This is a genomic window from Stagnihabitans lacustris (assembly GCF_025950525.1).
Taxonomy (GTDB): domain Bacteria; phylum Pseudomonadota; class Alphaproteobacteria; order Rhodobacterales; family Rhodobacteraceae; genus Stagnihabitans.
Map to the genome: position 1 here is coordinate 291,912 of NZ_JAPDGS010000002.1, position 20,822 is coordinate 312,733.

Sequence of the window (20,822 nt, forward strand, 5' to 3'; positions counted from 1 at the left end):
GTCGGACAGGCCCTAGCCCCAGGGCGCCCGCACCAGGGGCGCTTGCCAGCGTACGCTGTCCAGAAAGACATAGGCCGCGCTTTGCGGCAGACCCTCCAGCTTGGCGCGGATGCGGGCGATCAGCGCGGGCATCTCGGGATGACCGAAGCCCGGCACGCCGGACAGGACCGGATGGTCCAGGGCCTTGCCCGCCATCACCCACAGCTCTGCCGCGCCCTCGCAATAGGGGGCGACCAGATCGGGGCGCAGGCCCTGCGTCACCCAGTTGACCGTGTTCACATAGGATTGCAGCACCGGCCCGAAATCCGCCCAACCCGAGGCAATCCCGCGCTGAAAGGCCATGCGGAACATCTCTAGCCCATAGAAGTGCTTTTCGTCCTTCAGCTTGATGTCCTGGGCCGGGTGCTGGCGATAGCCATAGGACACCCCGTCCAGCACCGGCACATTGACCACCGATTGCAGCGTCATCAGGTGGAAATACAGGTCGTCAAAGGCGCGGATATGTTCGGGGAACCAGATGTTCTTGCTGTCCAGGAAGTCGCGGCGATAGACGCGGCGCCAGATCGTCGGCTGGCCCGTCACCAACAGGGCCGCGGGCATCAGGCAACAGCTGTCATGGCCGAACGGATGGCGAAAGGCATGGATCAGCATCGGATCGGCGGCCTCGATCGAGGGCGTGACCACGCCGTCCTCCAGCAGGTGAAAGCCGCCCTGCACCATCTCGGCCCCGGTTTGCCGCCCCAGCTCCAGCAGGCCGGGGAAGAGGCCCGCATCGGGCAGGTCATCGGCATCGACAAAGGCGATGTGGCTGGCATCCGACATCATCCGCCCGTAATTGCGCGCCGAGGCACAGCCGCCATTGGCCTTGGACAGGATCTTGAGCCGGGGATGGCCGTCAAAGCCCTGACGCAGGATGCGCAGGCTATCATCGGTCGAGCCGTCATCGACGACAAGGACCCTCAGGTCCGGTTCGGTCTTGGCCAAAAGCGCCTCGACGCAGGCATGGATATAGGCGCGCTGATTGTACAGCGCCACGACCACATCCAGCCCGGGCCGCAAAGGCGAGGGCGCAATCGACCGCCGCGTGCCGACCAGACCCGGGCCGGTCTGCGGCAACCAGGTCTCGCGCAGGCCGGGACGGCGGGCGGCACAGACCAGCCCGTGTTCGACATGCGACCACCGCTCGCCCAGGATGTGATCCAAGGGCGCATCCCGCAGCGCCCAAAAGATCGCGCGCTCCATCTGCGGGGCGGTAACTTTGACCAGCTGCGGCGAGAGGTTCTCCAGGATGTCGGTCGACAGGCTGGGCAGCTGGACCGCGTGGAAGTCGTCATTGGGCAGGCCGCCCGGCTGCATGAAGCCATGGTCGTTGGAATGGCGCGCAAAGGCCGCCTTGGGCAGGGCATCGGCCAGGGCCAGGGCGGCTTGGGCGTCGCCCTCCAGGGCGGCGGCCAGGTGTTCGGCGGCCAGATCCGGGTCTTCGGGGTGCAGATCGGCCGGGCCGACCGCGATGGGCAGGGCGATCAGGTTGACCGCCCCCAGCCGCGTGGCATTGGCCGTCAGGGCGGCAAAGGCCTGGGGGTCGGGCTCGAAGGCCACGACGGTCCAGCCGGGATAGGCCAGGGCAAAAGGCACCGCAAACGACCCGAACCCCGCGCCGATGTCAAAGGCGAGCCCCTCGGGCGCAAGGGACCGCGTCGCCATCGAAGGCTCGTAATGCGTGCGCATCCGCCATTGGCTGTCATGGCGCAGGAAGTCTTGCGCCGGCGCCTGCAGCGTCAGGGTCAGGCCAAAGGCGCGCAGTTCGATGTGGTCCGGGGTCATGACGGGCTCCTGATCGCGCGGACAAAGGCGCGGGCGGCGCTGACGTCGCCCAGTTCGGGCGGCACAGCGGCGGCGTCCTGCGTCAACCAGTCCAGCGCCAGCCATTCCGGGTCGATCAGCCGCAGCATCGCCTGCAGGGCCAGGTGAAAGCCCGGGCGGGCGGCGTGGCTGACCTCGGAGGCGCACCAGGCCAGGATGCGCAGCACCGCCACCAGAACCGCGCCGCGCAACAGCGGATCGGCAAACTCGGGCCGACGGGCAAAGCTGTCCAGCGTCAGGCGGGCGACGGCCAGCGTGTCCATCCGCCGCTCTCCGTTGGTCGAGGTGATCTGCGCCCGGCCATAGCGGCGGAAATAGGCGAAGGTCGGCGTGTCCAGAAAGGCCAGGCTGTCGGCCATGGCGATGGCGCCGGTGTGGAAATAGATGTCCTCGAAGAAATGGCCATTGGGAAAGCCAAGGCCCGTGCGTTTCAGGAAGGCGCGCGACAGGAACTTGTTGGCCGATTGCGGCTCTGTCCGGTGGGCAAGGGCGCGGATGCTGGCAAAGTCGGCATCGCCGCGCCGCACCGGGCGTCCCTGCAGCGCCGCGTTCAGCTGGTCAAAGATCGGCTGGTCGTAAAAGGTCTTCACCTCGCCGCGGACCTCTTGCAGGACGCCGGGGGTCAGGATCACATCGGGCTGATGCGCCGCAATCGCCCGGGCCGCCGCGGCAAAGGCCCAGTTCGGCCGGTTGTCATCGGCATCCAGAAAGCAGATGTAGTCGCCCTTGGCCTGCTCTAGCGCGCGGTTGCGCGCCGAGGACAGGCCGTCGTTCGCCTGCCGGATCACCCGAAGTCGCGGGTCGTTCAGGCTGTCCAGGATCGCCAGGGTCTCTGGTCCCGAACCGTCATCGACGATCAGGAATTCGAAATCCGTCATGCTTTGGCCCAGGATCGACCGGACCGAGTTCCGCAACAGGGCTCCGTCGTTAAAGACGGTGGTGATGCAGGTCAAAAGCAAGCTGCGTCCTTTCGGGGCCGGATCCTGATGGCCCCGTCATGCGGCAAAAGCGTAAAGAAGTCCATCAACCGCCCTTCATGAAGGGCATCAAGACGACCTCGGCCCCCGGAGCGATGGGCTGAAACCAGGCGTCGCGATAGATCACGCCATCCACCGCCAGCGACACCCCGCGCTTGATCTGCGGCGCAAGGCCCGGATAGGCGGCCGACAGGTTGTCGAGGACCTGCTTGAAGGTCTGGCCCTCGACATCCACGTCCTGCTGGCCATCCGTCCATTGACGCAGCGTGCCCCAAAGACGGACCTTGACCATCACTTGCCCTTGATCGTGGTCATGATGCGCGGCGGCGACATCGGGACCTGATACATCCGTTTGCCAATCGCACGGCTGACCGCGTTGGTCACGGCCGCCAAGGGCGGCACGATGGGCGTTTCCCCCACGCCGCGGACGCCGTAAGGATGGCCGGGGTTGGGGATTTCCAGGATGACGGTGTCGATCTTGGGCAGGTCAGAGGCCACCGGGATGCGGTAATCCAGGAAGCCGGCGTTCTGCAACCGGCCATCACGCCCGTAGATGTATTCCTCGTTCAAAGCCCAGCCGATGCCCTGCACCGCGCCACCCTGCATCTGACCCTCGACATAGGTCGGATGCACGGCCTTGCCCGCGTCTTGCGCCACCGTATAGCGGGTCACAAGCGTGTGGCCGGTCTCGGGATCGACCTCGACGTCGCAGATATGGACGCCAAAGGACACGCCCGCGCCGTCCACGTTGACTTCATGGTGGCCCGCAATCGGCCCGCCGGTCTGAAAGGACATGGCGGCGATTTCAGCCAAGGACATGGGCGGGAACTTGCCGGCATTGGGGCCCGCGGGGACGGCCGCGCCGTCGATCCATTCGACAGCCTCCGCGTCGATGCCCCACATGGCGGCGGCGCGGTCGCACATGACCTTGATCGCGGCACGCGCGGCCTTGATCGTCGCCAGACCCACGGCAAAGGTCACGCGCGACCCATCCGTGTTGTCATTATACCCCAACGAGGCCGTATCGGCCACGATGGTGCGGATGTTGTCGTAGGGTATCCCCAGCTCTTCGGCGGCCATCAGGCTGATCGACGCGCGGCTTCCGCCGATATCGGGGTTGCCTTCGGTCACGCTGGCCGTGCCGTCGGCGTTGATGTTGAGGCTGACGCAGGTGTTGCCGCCGAAGTTGAACCAGAAGCCGGCCGCGATCCCGCGACCCTGGTTCGGACCCAAGGGCGCCGACCAATGCGGATGGGCCTTGGCGGCCTCCAGCGTGGCGACCATGCCGATGTCATCAAAGGTCACGCCATAAGACGACAGCGTCCCCTTGCGCGCGGCGTTTTTCAGCCGGGTTTCGACCGGGTCAAGGCCAAGCTGCTGGCACATCTCGTCGATCAGAGACTCGACCGCATAGACCGCCTGGGGGGCGCCGGGGGCGCGGTAGCTGATTTCCTTGGGGCGGTTGGTCAGCGCGGTCCAACCCAGCGTCCGCACGGCGGGCATGTCATAGGCGGCAAACCCGGCCTGGGCGCCCATCTCGATCGTGCCCGAAGGCCAGGCGCCACCGGAGTAACGCAAGGTCATGTCGCCCGCGGTGATGCGGCCGTCCTTGGTCATGCCGATCTTGCAATCGACCGAGGCATGGACGGTCGGCCCCGTCGCCTTGAAGACCTCGTCCCGGGTCATCACCAGTTTGACTGGGCGGCCCGACTTCTTGGACAGCATCAGGGCGACGGGTTCGACGAAAACGGTCGTCTTGCCGCCAAAACCGCCGCCGATTTCCGAGGCGGTGACGCGCAGTTGCGACGCCTCCATCCCCATCAGCGCGGAACAGACGGCGCGGACGAAGAAGTGGCCTTGGGTGCAGCAATACAGGTCCGCGCGGCCATCGGCGGCATAAGAGGCCATGCAGGCGTTGGGCTCGATATAGCCCTGATGCGCGGCGCCGACCTTGAAGCTGCGCTCCAGGATCAGGTCGGCCTTGGTAAACCCGGCCTCCAGATCGCCATGGCCGAATTCGCAGGTGTTGGTGACATTTTGCGACATGCCGGCGGGGACATGCTCCAAAGCGCGGCCTTCCAGCACGACGGGGGCATCGGGAAGCATCGCCTCATCGACATCGGTGACATGGGGCAGGGGCGCATATTCCACCTTGATCGCGCGGATCGCGGCCTTGGCGATGGCGGGGGTCGTGGCGGCAATGGCTGCGACCGGGTGGCCGTCATACAGCACCTTGTCACGCGCCATGCAGGTCTCGCCGATATCGGCGAAGCCTTGGTCTTCGACCGCGGGGAAATCCTTGCCCGTCACCACGGCGCGCACGCCCGGCATCGCTTCGGCGGCCGAGGTGTCAATCGACACGATCCGCGCATGGGGGTGGGGGCTACGCAAAACGGCGCCCATCAGCATCCCGGGTGCGGTGATATCGGCGCCGTATTGCGCCTTGCCGGTGACTTTATCGACCCCATCGGGCCGGTTCGGCGTGGTGCCCACATATTTGAAGGCGCGCTTTTGATCGTCGAGTGCCATCAGACCTCTCCCCGCATTTCCGCGGCGGCAGACTGCACCGCCTCGATGATCTTGTCATAGCCGGTGCAGCGGCAAAGGTTGCCCGCCAGCCAATAGCGGACTTCCTCATCCGTAGGGCTGGCGTTTTTCTCCAGCAAGGACTTGGCGGCCACCAGGATGCCCGGCGTGCAGACGCCACATTGCAGCGCGGCTTTCTCGATGAAGTGCCGCTGCAGCGGATGCAGCGTTTCGCCATGGGCCATGCCCTCGATGGTCTCGATCTGGGCGCCTTCGACTTCGACACCCAGCACCAGGCAAGAGCAGACCAGACGGCCATTCACGGTGACGGAACAGGCGCCGCAATCGCCGGTGCCGCAGCCCTCTTTGGCGCCGGTCAGGCCAAGGCGGTTGCGCAAGACGTCCAGCAGGGGTTCATCCGGGGTGCAAAGGAATTCGACGGGATCGCCGTTGATCGTGGTGGAGACGGGGATGGACTTCATTTCACACCTTTGGCGCGGTTATAGGCGATGACGGCGGCACGGCGGGCCAGGACGCCCGCGGTGGAGGTGCGGAATTCGATCGTTCCGCGCTTGTCGTCAATCGGGTTGCAGACGGCTTCGGCGGCCTTTGCCAGGGCTGCCAGGGCCGCGTCATCCAGCTTGGTGCCGATGATCGTGCTGGCATCGGCCAGCACCACTTTCGGCGCGACCGCGCCAAGCGCCACGCGGGCGGCGGTGATCGTGCCATCCTCGGACAGGGTCAGCGACACGGCGGCAGCGGCCACGGCGATGTCCATTTCCGTGCGGGGAATGAAGCGCAGATAGGCATCCGACGACCGCGCAGCCTTGGCGGGCAGGTGGATCGCGGTCACGATCTCGCCCTTGGCCAAGGTCGTGCGCCCCGGGCCTGCCGGGATGTCGGCAACCTTGACCACCCGCGTCCCCGAGGGGCCGACCACCGTCACCGACGCATCCGCCGCCACCAGCCCCGGCACGGCATCCGCCGCGGGCGAGCCGTTGCACAGATTGCCCGCCATGGTGCAGCGGCCCTGCACCTGGGTGGACCCGATCAGGTTCGCGCCCTCGACCACGCCGGGCCAATCGGCCTTGACGCCGGGGTGTTCCTTCAGTTCCGCATTGGCCACCGCGGCACCGATGCGCCAGCCGCCATTTTCCGCCGTGATCTCACGTATCCCCGGGATCTTCTTGATATCCACCACCAGGTCGGGGCGGATCATCCCCGCCTTCAGCTGCACCAGAAGGTCAGTCCCCCCGGCCAGAACCCGTGCCAAGCCTGGCTCGGCGGCCAAGGCGCTGGACGCGGCTTCGGCCGTCTCGGCTGTCATGTATCGCATGGATCATCCCTGTCTTTTGCCGGGAGCCCCCGGAAATCTGATCAAATCCTATGCCAAGGGCGCCGGATGGATCAAGCCATCCGACGCCCTTCCGATGCGGATTGGCGACATCTGCCGTCAGATAGCCGCCGAATGTTTGGCCTTGCTTTGGTCATAGGCATCGAAGGCCCGGGCGATGACCCGGATCAGGGGCCGCGCGGCAAAGGGCACCGACAGGCCTTGGGCGTCCAGCCGCACCATGCCGGGGAACTGGCCCGCCACTTCGGTCAGGATCGCGGCCACGGTGGCGCGGGGGGCCAGCCGCTCCATCTCGGCCCGCGAAATGGCGAAATCGCACATCAGCGCCTCGATCATGCGGCCGCGCAGAGGGTCTTCACCGGCAAAGACATGGCCGCGATGGGTGGAAAACTGCCCGGCCCGGATGGCCGCCGTGTAATCCGAAGTCCCCGAGACATTCTGTGCGTAGCCCTGCGGAAAGCGCGAGATCGAGGAGGCCCCCAGCCCGATCAGCACCGGCGCTTGATCATCGGTATAGCCCTGAAAGTTGCGCTTCAGCTTGCCCTGTTTGGCCGCCACCGCCATCCCATCCGTCGGCTTGGCAAAATGGTCGATGCCGATTTCGTCATAGCCATCCGCCAGAAACAGGCTGCGGGCGACCTCGAACAGCTTCAGCCGTTCTTGCGGCGTGGGCATCGCATCCGAGGGGATCATCTGCTGACGCCGGCTCATCCAGGGCACATGGGCATAGCCATACAAAGCCACCCGGTCGGGCGAGAAGGACAAGAGCTTTTGCACCGAATCGGCGATGCGATGCGGGGTCTGATGCGGCAGGCCGAAAAGGATATCGGCGTTCAGCGACTGGATGCCGCGGGCGCGGATCATGGCCACGACATCGGCGGTCAGCTGAAAGCCCTGCTCGCGGCCGATGGTCTTTTGGATCTCCGGGTCGAAGTCCTGCACTCCCACCGAAGCGCGGTTCATCCCCACCGCGGCCAAGGCATCCAACCGGGCCTCGTCGATCTCATTCGGGTCAATCTCGACCGAGAATTCACCGCCCGGCGCCATCGGGGCCAGATCGAACACCGCCCCCGCCACATCGCGGATCAGACCCGCGTTCAACATGGTGGGCGTGCCGCCGCCCCAATGCAGGCGGGACAGGCGCACACTCTTGGGCAGGTGGCGGGCCAGCATGGCAATCTCTGCCCTCAGGGTTTTTGCATAGGCGATCACCGGATCGTCGCTGTTCGTGCCCTGCGTGCGGCAGGCGCAGAACCAACAAAGCCTGCGGCAAAACGGCACATGCAGATATAGCGAAATCTCGGCGCCTTCGGGGATTTCCTCGACCCAACGGGCAAAGACCCCGGGTCCCACGCCGCCCGCGAACTGCGGCGCGGTGGGATAAGAGGTGTAACGCGGCACACGCGCGTCAAAAAGACCAAAGCGGGCGAGTTGCGATTGAGTGTCCATGAGAGTAGTTTAGCCAAAGTTACCGCGTCTTCCTTGATCCGGATCAAATGAAAGGCTGTGCATGTCGCTCCATGCGCCCAAACTGGCCCCTCGCGATTGCGGGGATTGCCAGATCCGTCACCGGGCCGTTTGCGCCCGCTGCGATGGGGATGAACTCGCCCGGTTGGAAGAGATGAAGTATTACCGCAGCTTTCAGGCGGGGCAGAATATCGTCTGGTCGGCGGATCGGATGGACTTTGTGGGCTCTGTCGTCTCGGGGATCGCGACGCTGACACAGACGATGGAGGACGGGCGGCGCCAGATGGTCGGGATGCTGTTGCCGTCCGATTTCGTCGGCCGTCCGGGCCGCGCGATTGCCCCCTATGACGTGACGGCGGTGACGGATCTGGTCATGTGCTGTTTCCGCCGCAAGCCGTTTGAAGAGATGATGGCCACGACGCCGCATGTCGCCCAACGTCTGCTGGAAATGACGCTGGACGAACTGGACGCCGCGCGGGAGTGGATGCTTCTGCTGGGCCGCAAGACCGCGCGGGAAAAGATCGCCAGCTTCCTGACCATTCTGGCGCGGCGGGAAACCGGGCTGAAGGCCAAGACGCCTAAGGGTCAGATCAGCTTTGACCTGCCCCTGACGCGTGAGGAAATGGCGGATTATCTGGGGCTTACGCTGGAAACCGTCAGCCGCCAGATGTCGGCGCTGAAACGGGATGGCGTGCTGGAGCTGGAGGAAAAGCGCCGCATCACCGTGCCGAACTATGACCGGCTGGCCGAGGAAACCGGCGACGATGCCGATGGCGGGATGCTGGCCTGACATGTCCGACGAACCTGGCGAGAAATCCCGCTCTCATGGGCGGCTTGGTGTGCGGCTTTCGGTCAAGCCGCGCGACCTGATGGCGGATGCGACGATCAAGGGCGCCTTTGCGGTCAAGGTCATCACGCTGTTTCCAGACGCTTTTCCCGGGACCCTGGGTCTGTCGCTGACCGGCAAGGCGCTGGACCTGGGGCTGTGGAGCCTTGACGCTCTGCCGCTGCGCAATTTCGGCGAGGGCAAGCATCGGAATGTCGATGACACGCCCGCGGGCGGTGGCGCGGGCATGGTGATCCGCCCCGACGTGATGGAGCGCGCCTTGGCCGCCGCGGCTGGCCCCGGTCCCGTGATCTTTCTGACCCCGCGCGGCAAGCCCTTTACGCAGGCCATGGCGCGCCGGCTAAGCCAGGGCGAGGGGATGACGCTGATCTGTGGCCGCTTCGAGGGGCTGGATCAGCGCGTCATCGACCACTACGGCATCGAAGAGGTGTCGATGGGGGATTTCGTGCTGACGGGCGGCGAAATTCCGGCTCAGGCGTTGATCGACGCCACGGTCCGCCTGCTGCCGCGTGTGCTGGGCAATGCCGATTCGGCGATCGAGGAAAGCTTTTCGGACGGGCTGCTGGAGCATCCGCAATACACCCGCCCCGCCGTCTGGCAGGGCCGCGAGGTGCCCGCCGTGCTGAGTTCGGGCAACCATGTGGCCATCGCGAAATGGCGGGCCGAGCAGTCCCATGCCGTGACGGCCGAGCGGCGCCCCGACCTGTGGGAGGCCTGGCAGGCCCGTGCGACCCGGCCGCAAAAGGGTCCGGCGCTGCGGCGGGCGGTGCGTGGGCTGGTGGCGGCCATCGTTCCGGGCGATGCGGTCGAGGCGGCGGACCAGGCCCGCGCCCTGGCCTGGATTGATTCGGGGGTCGAGCTGGCGCGGGTGCGCAAACCCGCCACGCCGGGGGTGCAGCTGGTCAGCTATTGCCTGCCGATGGATGGCTCTCGCGTGCTTTTGGGCGCGCATCGTGGCGCGGGGCTTTGGCTGCCTCCGGGGGGCCATGTCGAACCCGCAGAGCATCCGACCGACACCGCACGCCGCGAATGTCGCGAAGAGCTGCGGCTTCTGGCCGATTTCGCCACCGAGGCGCCGGTGTTCCTGACCTGGACCCTGACCCAGGGCGCGCCCGAAACCCGGCATGTCGATGTCTCGCTGTGGTATGTCTTGCGCGGCAACGCCCGCCAGGTGCCGGATTACGACGCGACCGAATTCAGCGACATGCGGTGGTTTGACCTGGCCGAATTGCCGCCCGAGGCCGAACCGAACCTCGGCCGATTTGCTGCCAAACTGGGCAGGTGATTCGCCCGAAATGCGGCCTGTCGCGGAAAAACGTGGCAGGAGGTTAATTCGCGCTAAAGTTGTTTTACTGAATCGTGTCTTTGCAAGCAACAATGTGGCTAAAACACGGCTTTTTATATTTTGATGCTATCTTAAGCTAAATTTTCCCCCTACCCTTCAAGAAAGTGACATGTGTCGGGGGACTAACATGATCAGAACCATCGAAGTCGGCAGCTGTGTGCTGATCCAGGGCATCCTGGTCCGCGATCTCCAAAATGGCCATGTCGCGGTGCGCGTGGGCGAGCAAACCTTCGTTGGCCGCCCGGTTCCGAGCCACCGCCCCTCGTGAACGGCCTTCGTGATTTGTTCAGCATTCTTGCGTTTGTCTGAAAATCCCGCGCCCCGTTAACAGGATGTAAACTGCATCGTGCAACCATTCCTTCACAAAAGGAGGAATAACATGCTGCGCACCATCCAGATCGGGTCCTGCATCTTCGTCCAGGGCGAATACGTCAAAACCTTTGACGATGGCCGGATGGCCGTGCGTCTTGATGGCAAGGTCTATGTCGGCCATGCGGTCGAAACGGGCTATCGCATCGCGGCGTGAAACGCCCCCCAATAGCAAAAGGCCGGGCGATTTGCCCGGCCTTTTTCTTTACAGCGAACGTTCGATCGACTCGCGTTCGAAGATTTCGATGACGTCGCCCGCCCGGATATCCTCGTAGCGCTCGAAAGCCATACCACATTCCTGGCCCATCGGGACGTCCTTGACCTCGTCCTTGAAGCGCTTGAGCGTCTTGAGCGTGCCTTCGTGGATCACCACGTTGTCGCGCAACAGACGCACACCCGCCGAACGACGCGCCGTGCCCTCCGTGACCAAGCAACCGGCCACGTTGCCGATGTTGGAGATCTTGAAGACCTCCTTGATCGTCGCATAACCGATGAAATGCTCGCGGATTTCGGCTTTCAACAGGCCAGAGGCGGCTTTCTTGATGTCCTCGACCAGGTCGTAGATGATCGAATAATACCGAACATCGACGCCCTTTTGCTGGGCAGCGGCCCGCGCCGTCGCATTGGCCCGCACGTTGAAACCGATGACCGGAACCTTGGAAGCCTCTGCAAGGCCCACATCCGTATCGGTGATCGCGCCGACGCCGTAGTGCAGAACCCGCACCCGAACCTCGTCATTGCCAATCTTTTCAAGCGCTTGCACGATTGCTTCGGCAGAGCCCTGCACGTCGGCCTTCACGATCAGCGGCAGTTCTGCCACCGACTTGTCGGCCTTGGCCTTGGCCATCAGCTGTTCCAGCGTGGTCGCAGCACCAATGGCGGCGCGCTTGTCACGCGTCACCGAGGCGCGGTAATCCGCGATCTCACGCGCCTGGGCTTCGGTGTCCACGACGTTCAGCGTGTCACCGGCGCCCGGCGTGCCCGACAGACCCAGAACCTCGACCGGCATCGACGGACCCGCTTCGGTGATCGTCTCACCGGCCGAGTTGATCAACGCACGGACCTTGCCCCACTGTTCGCCGACGACGAAGATGTCGCCTTTCTTCAGCGTGCCGTTCTGCACCAGAACCGTGGCGACAGGGCCACGACCGGAGTCGAGCTTCGCCTCGACCACGGCACCAGAGGCGGCGCGGTTCGGGTTGGCCTTCAGCTCCAGGATTTCGGCCTGCAGGCTGATCGCCTCCAGCAGCTCGGGCAGGCCCTTGCCGGTCTTGGCCGAGACCTCGACGTCGATGACTTCGCCCGACATGGCTTCGACGACGATGTCGTGCTGCAGCAGGTCGGTCCGCACTTTTTGCGGGTCGGCCTCGTATTTGTCGATCTTGTTGATCGCAACAATGATCGGAACCTTCGCGGCCTTTGCATGCGCAATGGCTTCGATGGTTTGCGGCATGACCTGGTCATCCGCGGCCACGACCAGAACCACGATATCCGTCACCTGGGCGCCACGGGCGCGCATCGAGGTAAAGGCCGCGTGGCCGGGGGTGTCCAGGAAGGTCACGGTCTCGCCGCGCGGCGTAACCACTTGATAAGCACCGATATGCTGCGTGATGCCGCCGGCTTCGCCCGAAACGACGGTCGTCTTGCGGATCGCATCCAGAAGCGAGGTCTTGCCGTGGTCGACGTGGCCCATGATGGTCACGACCGGGGCCCGCGGCAGCAGGTTTTCCGATGCGTCCTTGACCGTGTCGATCGCCTGTTCGACGTCGGCATCGGTCACGCGGATCGCACGGTGGCCGAATTCCTCGATCACCAGTTCGGCGGTATCGGCGTCGATGGCCTGGTTCATCGTGACCATCATGCCCATTTTCATGAGTGATTTCACAACGTCAGCGCCACGTTCGGCCATCCGGTTCGCCAGTTCCGAGATCACGATGGTCTCGGGCAGCTGGACGTCACGGACCTGCTTTTCGGGCTTGTTGCCAAAGCCCATCGCCTTTTGACGGGCCTTTTCCTGCTTGCGCTTCATCGCGGCCAGCGAACGTGTGCGCCCGCCTTCACCCGACGAGGTCGCATCCGACAGGGTCAGCTTGCCCGAACGACGGCCTTCGTCGCCCTTGGCCTTGGCGGCGGCGCGCTCGCGGTCTTCGCGTTCACGGTCGGTCTTGCGCGGAGCGGTCGAGGGACGCGCCGGACGTGCGTCTTCCGGCGGCGGCTGCGGCGGCACGGGGCGGCCAGCGGTGCCGGGGGCCGGACGCGCATTGCGGTCGCCCGAGGGACGGTCGCCGGTGGGGCGGTCGCCTGCCGGACGGGCAGGGCGCTCGCCACGCGGCGCTTCGGCCGGACGGCGTGCGGCCTCTTCGGCGGCCTTTGCGGCAGCTTCGGCCGCAGCCTTTGCGGCGGCCTCTTCGGCGATCTTGGCCTTTGCAGCCTCTTCGGCGGCGCGGGCTTCGCGTTCCTTGGCGTCGGCCTCTTCGCGCTTGCGCTGACGGTCTTCGTCGCGCTGACGCTCTTCATCGGCGCGGCGCGCATTGTCTTCGGCCTCACGGGCCTTGGCGTTGCGCAGGGCCGCCAGACGGCGTTCCATCTCGGCATCCGAGATCCCGGCGGGGCGCTTCGAAGGGTCACCAAGCCGCGGCGAGGGCGCAGCCGCTCCGCCCGCCGAAGCCGAAGGCTTCACCGGGACGTTCAGCTTGCGCTTGACCTCGACCACGACGCTTTTCGTCCGGCCATGGGAGAAGCTTTGCTTCACCTGACCGGAACGTATATCGCCACCCAGGCCGAGGGGTTTCTTGCCGTCTGTATCGCTCATGCGTCCTACATATCCTTCACGACGGAGTCTTCTCCGTCCTCTTGCTCAGGGCTCTGCACACGCAGACCCTCCAGCCTTGCGGCCTCATCTACAACACGACGGGCCAATGTGCCAGCGGCAAGCGCCGCGTGTATCGCACGTTCCCGCCCGAAAGCCAAACCCAATTCCGCGGCCGTCAAAAGGCCGATAAAGCCGCCTTCTGGCGGCCGAAACTTGGCTTTTCCCCGTTCTGACCCATCAGAGGCCTGCACCAAAAGCACGGCGCGGCCATTCATGAGCCATTCTTTCACCTTCTCGTAACCGGTCACGGCCTCATTGGCCTTGCGGGCCAGGGAAATCGAATCGACCAGCCGCCGCGCAATCAGGTCTTCGACCAGATCCGCCAGCCCGGGCGCGACTTTTGCCGGCCCCTTGGCGGCGCGAGAGAACAAGCCCTTCGCCGCCGCCTTTTCAATCGCCTTCCGGTCGGCGGTCACATAGAACCCCCGACCCGGCAGCTTGCCATTCACATCGGGCACCACTTGCCCCTCGGGGTCCAAGCAGAACCGGATCAGCCCGGCCTTGGGCTGAACCTCGCCCGAGACGATGCATTTCCGCTCGGGGTCGTCCTGTTCGCTCTTGAATCCACCGCGGGTCAAATCAGGCCTCGACCTCCTCGGGTTCGCCGGCGGTCGGATCGACCCAACCCAGCATGACACGCGCGGTCATGATCAGGTTCTGCGCCTCTTCCAAGGTCATCTCGAACTTTTCAAGGATGCCCTCGTCCTTCTTGCGCTGGCCGTTTTCGGTCGTCCAGCCACCGGCCAGTTCCCAGTCGGCGCAGGTTGCGAAGTCTTCCAGCGACTTGATGCCATCCTTGCCCAGGGCTTCCAGCATCTGGGGCGTCAGGCCTTCGAAACCTTCCAGCTCCTCCAGAACGCCCAGGCTGCGGGCGTTTTCCAAAGCCTTGATATTGGCGGCCTCCAACTGGTCGCGCGCACGGGCCTGCAATTCGCCCGCCGTGCCCTCGTCGAACCCGTCGATGGACAGAAGTTCGTCCACATCCACATAGGCGACTTCTTCCAGCTTGGTGAAGCCTTCGGAGACCAGAAGCTGCGCCATCATCTCGTCGATGTCCAAAGCTTCCATGAACAGCTTGGTGCGCTCGGCGAATTCGGCCTGACGCTTGGCGCTGTCATCCGATTCCGTGACGATGTCGATGTCCAGACCGGTCAACTGCGAGGCCAGACGCACGTTTTGACCGCGGCGACCGATGGCCAGCGACAGTTGCTCATCCGGGACCACGACGTCGATCTTGCCGGCTTCTTCGTCGATCACGACCTTGGAAACCTCGGCCGGCTGCAGCGCGTTCACAAGGAAGGTCGCCTGGTCCTGGTTCCACGGGATGATGTCGATTTTCTCGCCCTGCAGCTCGTTCACCACGGCCTGCACGCGCGAACCGCGCATACCGACGCAGGCGCCCACGGGATCAATCGAGTTGTCGAACGAGATCACGGCGATCTTCGCACGCGAACCCGGATCACGGGCCACGGCCTTGATCTCGATGATGCCGTCATAAATCTCCGGCACTTCCATCTTGAACAGCTCGGCCATGAACTGCGGGTCGGTCCGCGACAGGAAGACCTGCGGGCCGCGGGTTTCACGCCGCACGTCCTTGATATAGGCGCGGATGCGGTCGTTCGGGCGATAGCTTTCGCGGCCGATCTTTTCGTTGCGGCGCAGGATGGCTTCACCGCGACCGATGTCGACGATGATATTGCCGTATTCCTCGCGCTTGACCACGCCGTTGATGATCGTGCCCTTGCGGTCCTTGAACTCGTCGAACTGGCGGTCGCGCTCGGCCTCACGGACCTTTTGCAGGATGACCTGCTTGGCCGATTGCGCCGCGATGCGGCCCAGATCAACGGGCGGCACTTCGTCGATGATCTCGTCGCCGACGACCGGGTCCTTCAGATGCGACTTGGCCTGTTTCACGGTCAGTTGCGCGTGGTGGTTTTCCACCAGCTCATCCTCGACCACGGTGCGGATGCGGGCAAAGGTCGCGCGACCGGTCTTGCGGTCGATCTTGACGCGAATGTCCATCTCGGCGCCGTAACGGCTTTTGGCCGCACGGGCGAGGCTGTCTTCCATCGCCTGGATGACCAGTTCGGGGTCGATCATCTTCTCACGGGCGACGGCTTCTGCCGTCTGGAGAAGTTCAAGCTGGTTGGCCGAGGTAATCGCCATCATCCGCTCCTTAGTGCTTTGTCGGTTCGGGGGACTCTTCGTCATCCCCGGTTTCTTCGATTTCGTCGAATTGGCCGTCTTCGGGTTCCGCGACTTTGCGCTGACGCAGCATTTCCGCGATCAGCTCTTCGGTCAGGATCAGTTTCGCATCGGACAGCCATTCGAAGTTGAGGCCGATGATGACCTCTTCCTTGCCCTCTTCCAGCGCGATCAGGACTTCTTCGCCCTCGATCCCGGCCAAGGTGCCCTTGAACCTGCGGCGGCCGTCGATCAGCTCGGTCGTCTCGATCCGCGCCTCCCAGCCCTTCCAGATGTCGAAATCCTTCAGGCGGGTCAGGGGGCGGTCGATGCCGGGCGACGAGACTTCAAGGACATAGTTTTCCTCGATCGGGTCTTCGACGTCCAAGGAGGCCGACACGGCGGTCGAGATCGCGCCACATTCGTCGACATTGATCCCCCCGTCGGGACGGTCGGCCATGATCTGCAGGATGCGGGTATTGCCGCCCATCAGCCGCAGCCGGATGAGCTCGAATCCCAGGCCTTCGATCACCGGGCCGACGATGTCGGCAAGGCGGCGGTCGATGGCGGTTCTGGCGATGAGGTCGGACATGATCCCCCAAAAAAGCAAAAGCCCCCAGAGGGGGCCAAGGTAGGTCGGCAATTTCAGGTTTGGACCCCGAAATCTCTGTTAGGTTCCATATAGGCCCGGGGGGGATGCATTGCAAGTCTAATAAATCTTGGCCCCCTGGGCCAGCATGGCGACATATTCCGCGATCTTGCGGGCGCGGGTTTCGGGGCGTTTGACCGCAGCGATCCGGTAGACCAGCGCAAAGCGGTTGCGGGCATCGAGGGTCTTCAGCGCCTCCGTCGCCGCGGGACTAAGCGCCACGGCATCCAGGAAATCTTGCGGCAGGGCGTCGGTGGTCCGATAGGCCTGATCCCAACGGCCATCGGTCTGGGCCGCCTGAACCTGCGCCAAGCCGCGGGGGGTCATAAGCCCTTGGGCGATCAGCCTTTCGCAATGGGCGACATTCTTGGCTGACCAAACGCTTTTCGCCCTGCGGGGGGTGAAACGTTGCTTGAACCGCGTCTCGTCCACCGATTTGCGGATGCCGTCGATCCAGCCATGGGCAAGGGCGCCTATCACCGCCTGCTCCCAGTCGATAGAGGCCACGCCGCTGCCCTTTTTGTGATACAGAATCCAGACCTCTGGCGCATCAGGGTTGGCGGCAAGCCAGTCCATCCAAGCGGTTTGGGTGGCGAAGGGCAGGGGGTCGCTCATCGGCAGGCGCCCACGACCGTCGCCCCGCCGAACACCACGCCATGCATGATCCGCCCGGGCAGAAAGGTAAAGGCTCCGGCCAGGACGAGGGCGGTAAAGAACAGCATCTTCATGGACTTGGCATGGGCGGCGATCCGGTGCTTGCGGGCATGGACCACCGCCAGCGGCAGGCTGACCAGGGTCAGGATCGACAAAAGGTGGATCGGGCTGAACCCGCCGATCACGCAGATCGTGTGGATGAAAAAGGACGACCCCGCCGTCACCGCCATCAGAACGACCCAAAGCCAGCCGAAAAGCCGGTGCCTTGTCCCGCCCTTGGGCAGGACCAGTTGCACAAGCCCCAGAAAGAAGGCCGCGATGGCCGGGAAGGCATGGATGACGATGGCCCATTCGGCGCGCAGCAAAGGGGCCAGGGTCATCAATGCGCCTCGGCCCAGTTGGCGCCGCGGCCGGCCTCGACGACCAGCGGAACCTTGATGGAGACGGCCGGGTGGGCGGCGCCCTCCATGATCTCTTTGGCGCGGGCGATCAGGGTGTCGGCGGCCTCGGTTTCCACCTCGAACAGCAGTTCGTCATGGACCTGCAGCAGCATCTTGGCGGGCAGGTCGGCGATGGCCCCCGGCATCCGGATCATGGCGCGGCGGATGATGTCGGCGGCGGTCCCCTGGATCGGCGCGTTGATCGCGGCGCGCTTGGCGAAACCCGCCCCGGGGCCGCGGGCATTGATCTCGGGCGTGTGGATTTTCCGGCCAAACAGGGTCTGCACAAACCCATGGTCCTGCGCGAATTTCACCGTCGCGGCCATGTATTCCTTGATGCCCGGGAAACGCTCGAAATAGCGGTCGATGAAGCCCTGCGCCTCGGCCCGCGGGATGCGCAGGTTGCGCGCAAGGCCAAAGCCCGAGATGCCATAGATCACGCCAAAGTTGATCGCTTTGGCCCGGCGGCGGATGTCGCTGGTCATCTGATCCAGCGGCACGTTGAACATTTCACTCGCCGTCATGGCGTGAATGTCGATCCCGTCGCGGAAGGACTGCTGTAGCGCCGGGATATCGGCCACATGGGCGAGGATGCGCAATTCGATCTGGGAATAGTCCAAGCTGACCAGAACCTTACCCTTCGGCGCCACAAAGGCCTCGCGGATGCGGCGGCCTTCCTCTGACCGCACCGGGATGTTCTGCAAATTCGGATCGGTCGAGGCCAGACGCCCCGTCACCGCCCCACTGATCGAATAAGACGTATGCACCCGCCCGGTTTCCGGGTTGATATGGTCCTGCAGCGCATCGGTATAGGTCGATTTCAGCTTGGCCAACTGCCGCCAGTCCAGCACCCGCCCCGGCAGTTCATGTTCGGTGGCCAGGTCCTCCAGCACATCGGCGCCGGTCCCCCAGGCGCCGGTCTTGGTCTTTTCCCCGCCCGGCAGGGACATCTTGTCAAACAGGATCTCGCCCAGCTGCTTCGGCGATCCGACGTTGAACTTCTCGCCGGCGAGGGTCTGAATCTCCTCCTCCAGCTGCGCCATCTTTTGCGCGAATGCCCCGGACATGCGCGACAGAACCTGGCGGTCGACCTCGATCCCCGCCATTTCCATCTGGGCCAGAACCGGCACCAAGGGCCGCTCCAACGTCTCATAGACCGTGGTGACACGCGCCTGATGCAGTTGCGGTTTGAACAGCTGCCAAAGCCGCAAGGTCACATCAGCATCCTCGGCCGCATAGCGCGTGGCGCGGTCGATATCGACGCGGTCAAAGGTGACAAGGCTTTTGCCCGACCCGATCAGCTCTTTGATCGGGATAGGCGTATGTCCCAGATATTTCTGGGACAATTCATCCATGCCGTGATTGTGAAGCCCGGCGTGCATGGCATAGGACATCAGCATCGTGTCATCAATCGGCGCGACCTGAACGCCAAGCCGCGCAAAGATCTTGGCGTCGTATTTCATATTCTGCCCGATCTTCAGGACCGCAGGGTCCTCCAGCACGGGTTTCAGCGCCGCCAGCACCTGATCGCGGTCCATTTGCCCCGGAACCAGCGTCACCTGGCCCAAAAGGTCATCCGTCCCGGTGCGGTGCAGCAGCGGCACATAGCCCGCGACCCCCGGTTCGACGGCCAGCGAGATCCCGACGATCTCGGCCCGCATCTCGTCAAGACTGGTCGTTTCGGTGTCCACCGCCAGCCAACCCCGCGCCCGCGCCTGGTCGATGAAACCCTGCAGCGCGCCCATATCCCGGATGCAGACATAGGCCGAGGGGTCGATCGGCTTGGCCTCAAGCTTGGCAGGCTCATGCGCGCCCGCCACCTCATAGCCGCGGTCAGGGGCCAAAGCCGGCGCCGCAACCCCCAGCTTGTCGCCCACCCGCTTCATCAGCGTGGCGAATTCCATGAGCCGCAGGAACCCCATGACCGTCTCGCCATCCGGCGGCTGCAGTTCGAAACTGTCCAGCGTCACCCCCACCGGCACATCATCGCGCAACCGCACCAGCTCGCGGGAAATGCGGATCAGGTCGGCATTGTCCACCAGGGCCTCGCGGCGCTTGGGCTGCTTGATCTCTCCGGCGCGGGCCAACAGCGTGTCCAGATCGCCATATTCGTTGATGAGCAAAGCCGCGGTCTTCAGCCCGATCCCCGGCGCGCCCGGCACGTTATCGACCGAATCCCCGGCAAGGCTTTGGACATCCACCACGCGCTCCGGCCCGACGCCGAACTTCTCCAGCACTTCATCCCGGCCCAGGCGCTTGTTCTTCATCGGGTCATGCATGTCGACGCCATCGCCGATCAACTGCATCAGGTCCTTGTCCGAGGAAAAGATCGTGACCGTCCCCCCCGCCTCACGCCCTTGGCGGGCAAAGGTGGCGATGATGTCATCGGCTTCATAGCCGTCGATTTCCAGGCAGGCGACGTTGAAGGCGCGGGTGGCATCGCGGGTCAGGGGGAACTGGGGGCGCAGGTCCTCGGGCAGGGGGGGGCGGTTGGCCTTGTAAAGGTCGTAGATGTCGTTGCGAAAGGTCTTGGACCCGGCGTCAAAGATCACCGCGATATGGGTGGGGCCCTGCGCGCGGGCGGCGGTCAGCTCGCCCCAAAGCAGGTTGCAGAACCCCGCGACGGCGCCGACGGGCAGGCCATCCGACTTGCGCGTCAAAGGAGGCAGCGCGTGATAGGCCCGAAAGATAAAGGCCGATCCGTCGATCAGATGAAGATGATGCCCTTTGCCGAAACCCGTCGAAGTCATTGGTCGCGCCCCCTGTTTGCGGCTCACAATGCCATCAAAGCGCGGAAACTGCCACCGGGGGAAAGAGGGTGTCCAAGGGAGTTTTCAAGCGCCAAGTCTGGCCGCGCCAACCATCGCAGCAGCCAGCAAGTCTCCAAGCCCAAGCGCAAAGCGGCGACCCGAACCGCTCAGCTCCTGATTTCACACTGGCCCAAATACTCACGGGGATTTTCGAGGGGGCCGTGGCCCCCTTGAAGCAGGGGGTCCGGGGGGCGGCAGCCCCCCGGCTACCGCGCGCAGGTCCCAAGGGCGTCAGCCCGCAGGGGGCCTGCGCGCCACCGCTTCAGTGGTCCGAATGGGCGTGGTCGCGGTCGATTTCAAACCGCTTGTCGCAATAGCCACATTCGACGAAGCCGGTGTCCTCGGGGATCGACAGCCAGACGCGGGGATGGCCCAAGGCCCCCTCGCCGCCGTCGCAGGCGACTTTCCAAGAGGTCACTTTCTGGGTTTCGGGTGCATTGCTCATCATCATATCCTGCCAAGCGT

The 20,822-nt window shown here is 64.4% G+C and carries 19 protein-coding genes and 1 pseudogene; 5 read left to right on the forward strand and 15 right to left on the reverse strand.

The genetic code is table 11. From position 1 onward, the window contains the following. Positions 1-12: 12 nt before the first annotated feature. From NX862_RS06015 to hemN, 7 genes are all read right to left on the reverse strand, one after another. Positions 13-1,824: an FkbM family methyltransferase gene (locus NX862_RS06015; protein ID WP_264492979.1), complete on the reverse strand. Its 1,812-nt coding sequence runs from the start codon at positions 1,822-1,824 to the stop codon at positions 13-15. Further along, positions 1,821-2,822, reverse strand: a complete 1,002-nt coding sequence (locus NX862_RS06020) for a glycosyltransferase family 2 protein (RefSeq protein WP_264492980.1) — start codon at positions 2,820-2,822, stop codon at positions 1,821-1,823. The genes NX862_RS06015 and NX862_RS06020 overlap by 4 nt, the downstream gene beginning before the upstream one ends. Before the next feature lie 64 nt (positions 2,823-2,886). Beyond that, positions 2,887-3,132 (reverse strand): MoaD/ThiS family protein, encoded by a 246-nt coding sequence (locus tag NX862_RS06025; protein WP_264492981.1) that lies wholly within the window; start codon positions 3,130-3,132, stop codon positions 2,887-2,889. Next, positions 3,132-5,369: a xanthine dehydrogenase family protein molybdopterin-binding subunit gene (locus NX862_RS06030; protein WP_264492982.1), complete on the reverse strand. Its 2,238-nt coding sequence runs from the start codon at positions 5,367-5,369 to the stop codon at positions 3,132-3,134. Before NX862_RS06030 ends, NX862_RS06025 begins: the two co-directional genes overlap by 1 nt. Continuing rightward, positions 5,369-5,848 carry a (2Fe-2S)-binding protein gene (locus NX862_RS06035; protein WP_264492983.1) on the reverse strand — a complete coding sequence of 160 codons (480 nt, stop codon included), beginning with the start codon at positions 5,846-5,848 and terminating at the stop codon, positions 5,369-5,371. The genes NX862_RS06030 and NX862_RS06035 overlap by 1 nt, the downstream gene beginning before the upstream one ends. Next, complete coding sequence (locus NX862_RS06040; RefSeq protein ID WP_264492984.1) at positions 5,845-6,702, reverse strand: FAD binding domain-containing protein; 858 nt, start codon at positions 6,700-6,702, stop codon at positions 5,845-5,847. Before NX862_RS06040 ends, NX862_RS06035 begins: the two co-directional genes overlap by 4 nt. 117 nt (positions 6,703-6,819) lie before the next feature. Continuing rightward, positions 6,820-8,169 (reverse strand): oxygen-independent coproporphyrinogen III oxidase, encoded by a 1,350-nt coding sequence (gene hemN / locus NX862_RS06045; protein WP_264492985.1) that lies wholly within the window; start codon positions 8,167-8,169, stop codon positions 6,820-6,822. A gap of 61 nt (positions 8,170-8,230) precedes the next feature. On the opposite strand from hemN, the gene fnrL reads away from it, so the two are divergent. The 5 genes and pseudogenes from fnrL to NX862_RS06070 all read left to right on the forward strand — a co-directional run bounded on the left by fnrL (position 8,231) and on the right by NX862_RS06070 (position 10,905). After that, positions 8,231-8,977: a transcriptional regulator FnrL gene (gene fnrL, locus NX862_RS06050; RefSeq protein ID WP_264492986.1), complete on the forward strand. Its 747-nt coding sequence runs from the start codon at positions 8,231-8,233 to the stop codon at positions 8,975-8,977. A gap of 1 nt (position 8,978) precedes the next feature. Beyond that, positions 8,979-9,770, forward strand: a pseudogene (gene trmD / locus NX862_RS06055) (tRNA (guanosine(37)-N1)-methyltransferase TrmD); the annotation flags it as partial. Between the two features lie 183 nt (positions 9,771-9,953). Further along, entirely contained in the window at positions 9,954-10,319 is a 366-nt protein-coding gene (locus tag NX862_RS06060) for an NUDIX domain-containing protein (RefSeq protein WP_264493465.1), read from the forward strand. 187 nt (positions 10,320-10,506) lie between these two features. Next, on the forward strand, positions 10,507-10,647 hold the full coding sequence (locus tag NX862_RS06065; RefSeq protein WP_264492987.1) for a hypothetical protein: 141 nt from the start codon (positions 10,507-10,509) through the stop codon (positions 10,645-10,647). A gap of 111 nt (positions 10,648-10,758) precedes the next feature. Further along, the gene (locus NX862_RS06070) at positions 10,759-10,905 is read left to right on the forward strand and encodes a hypothetical protein (RefSeq protein WP_264492988.1); all 147 of its coding nucleotides are present in this window, start codon (positions 10,759-10,761) and stop codon (positions 10,903-10,905) included. Between the two features lie 48 nt (positions 10,906-10,953). On the opposite strand, the gene infB is transcribed toward NX862_RS06070, so the two are convergent. The 8 genes from infB to NX862_RS06110 form a co-directional block, all read right to left on the reverse strand. After that, positions 10,954-13,560 (reverse strand): translation initiation factor IF-2, encoded by a 2,607-nt coding sequence (gene infB / locus NX862_RS06075; protein ID WP_264492989.1) that lies wholly within the window; start codon positions 13,558-13,560, stop codon positions 10,954-10,956. A 5-nt stretch (positions 13,561-13,565) separates the two neighbouring features. Next, a complete protein-coding gene (locus NX862_RS06080) occupies positions 13,566-14,198 on the reverse strand; it encodes an RNA-binding protein (RefSeq protein ID WP_264492990.1) in 633 nt (210 codons plus the stop codon). Between the two features lies 1 nt (position 14,199). After that, entirely contained in the window at positions 14,200-15,786 is a 1,587-nt protein-coding gene (gene nusA / locus NX862_RS06085) for a transcription termination factor NusA (RefSeq protein WP_264492991.1), read from the reverse strand. 10 nt (positions 15,787-15,796) lie between these two features. Further along, a complete protein-coding gene (gene rimP, locus NX862_RS06090) occupies positions 15,797-16,396 on the reverse strand; it encodes a ribosome maturation factor RimP (RefSeq protein ID WP_264492992.1) in 600 nt (199 codons plus the stop codon). 117 nt (positions 16,397-16,513) lie between these two features. Then, positions 16,514-17,068: a YdeI/OmpD-associated family protein gene (locus tag NX862_RS06095; RefSeq protein ID WP_264492993.1), complete on the reverse strand. Its 555-nt coding sequence runs from the start codon at positions 17,066-17,068 to the stop codon at positions 16,514-16,516. After that, the gene (locus tag NX862_RS06100) at positions 17,065-17,487 is read right to left on the reverse strand and encodes a DUF2306 domain-containing protein (protein ID WP_264492994.1); all 423 of its coding nucleotides are present in this window, start codon (positions 17,485-17,487) and stop codon (positions 17,065-17,067) included. Before NX862_RS06100 ends, NX862_RS06095 begins: the two co-directional genes overlap by 4 nt. Then, complete coding sequence (gene polA, locus NX862_RS06105) at positions 17,487-20,297, reverse strand: DNA polymerase I (RefSeq protein WP_264492995.1); 2,811 nt, start codon at positions 20,295-20,297, stop codon at positions 17,487-17,489. Before polA ends, NX862_RS06100 begins: the two co-directional genes overlap by 1 nt. 322 nt (positions 20,298-20,619) lie before the next feature. Then, the gene (locus tag NX862_RS06110; protein WP_264492996.1) at positions 20,620-20,805 is read right to left on the reverse strand and encodes a zinc-finger domain-containing protein; all 186 of its coding nucleotides are present in this window, start codon (positions 20,803-20,805) and stop codon (positions 20,620-20,622) included. Positions 20,806-20,822 lie beyond the last annotated feature (17 nt).

What these genes read in the sequence shown, in the direction of transcription:
- NX862_RS06015 (WP_264492979.1), bottom strand. Translation starts at nt 1,824, where the DNA reads ATGACCCCGGACCACATCGAACTGCGCGCCTTTGGCCTGACCCTGACG.
- NX862_RS06025 (WP_264492981.1), bottom strand. Translation starts at nt 3,132, where the DNA reads ATGGTCAAGGTCCGTCTTTGGGGCACGCTGCGTCAATGGACGGATGGC.
- NX862_RS06030 (WP_264492982.1), bottom strand. Translation starts at nt 5,369, where the DNA reads ATGGCACTCGACGATCAAAAGCGCGCCTTCAAATATGTGGGCACCACG.
- NX862_RS06035 (WP_264492983.1), bottom strand. Translation starts at nt 5,848, where the DNA reads ATGAAGTCCATCCCCGTCTCCACCACGATCAACGGCGATCCCGTCGAA.
- NX862_RS06040 (WP_264492984.1), bottom strand. Translation starts at nt 6,702, where the DNA reads ATGCGATACATGACAGCCGAGACGGCCGAAGCCGCGTCCAGCGCCTTG.
- hemN (WP_264492985.1), bottom strand. Translation starts at nt 8,169, where the DNA reads ATGGACACTCAATCGCAACTCGCCCGCTTTGGTCTTTTTGACGCGCGT.
- fnrL (WP_264492986.1), top strand. Translation starts at nt 8,231, where the DNA reads ATGTCGCTCCATGCGCCCAAACTGGCCCCTCGCGATTGCGGGGATTGC.
- NX862_RS06060 (WP_264493465.1), top strand. Translation starts at nt 9,954, where the DNA reads ATGGATGGCTCTCGCGTGCTTTTGGGCGCGCATCGTGGCGCGGGGCTT.
- NX862_RS06065 (WP_264492987.1), top strand. Translation starts at nt 10,507, where the DNA reads ATGATCAGAACCATCGAAGTCGGCAGCTGTGTGCTGATCCAGGGCATC.
- NX862_RS06070 (WP_264492988.1), top strand. Translation starts at nt 10,759, where the DNA reads ATGCTGCGCACCATCCAGATCGGGTCCTGCATCTTCGTCCAGGGCGAA.
- infB (WP_264492989.1), bottom strand. Translation starts at nt 13,560, where the DNA reads ATGAGCGATACAGACGGCAAGAAACCCCTCGGCCTGGGTGGCGATATA.
- nusA (WP_264492991.1), bottom strand. Translation starts at nt 15,786, where the DNA reads ATGGCGATTACCTCGGCCAACCAGCTTGAACTTCTCCAGACGGCAGAA.
- rimP (WP_264492992.1), bottom strand. Translation starts at nt 16,396, where the DNA reads ATGTCCGACCTCATCGCCAGAACCGCCATCGACCGCCGCCTTGCCGAC.
- NX862_RS06095 (WP_264492993.1), bottom strand. Translation starts at nt 17,068, where the DNA reads ATGAGCGACCCCCTGCCCTTCGCCACCCAAACCGCTTGGATGGACTGG.
- NX862_RS06100 (WP_264492994.1), bottom strand. Translation starts at nt 17,487, where the DNA reads ATGACCCTGGCCCCTTTGCTGCGCGCCGAATGGGCCATCGTCATCCAT.
- polA (WP_264492995.1), bottom strand. Translation starts at nt 20,297, where the DNA reads ATGACTTCGACGGGTTTCGGCAAAGGGCATCATCTTCATCTGATCGAC.
- NX862_RS06110 (WP_264492996.1), bottom strand. Translation starts at nt 20,805, where the DNA reads ATGATGAGCAATGCACCCGAAACCCAGAAAGTGACCTCTTGGAAAGTC.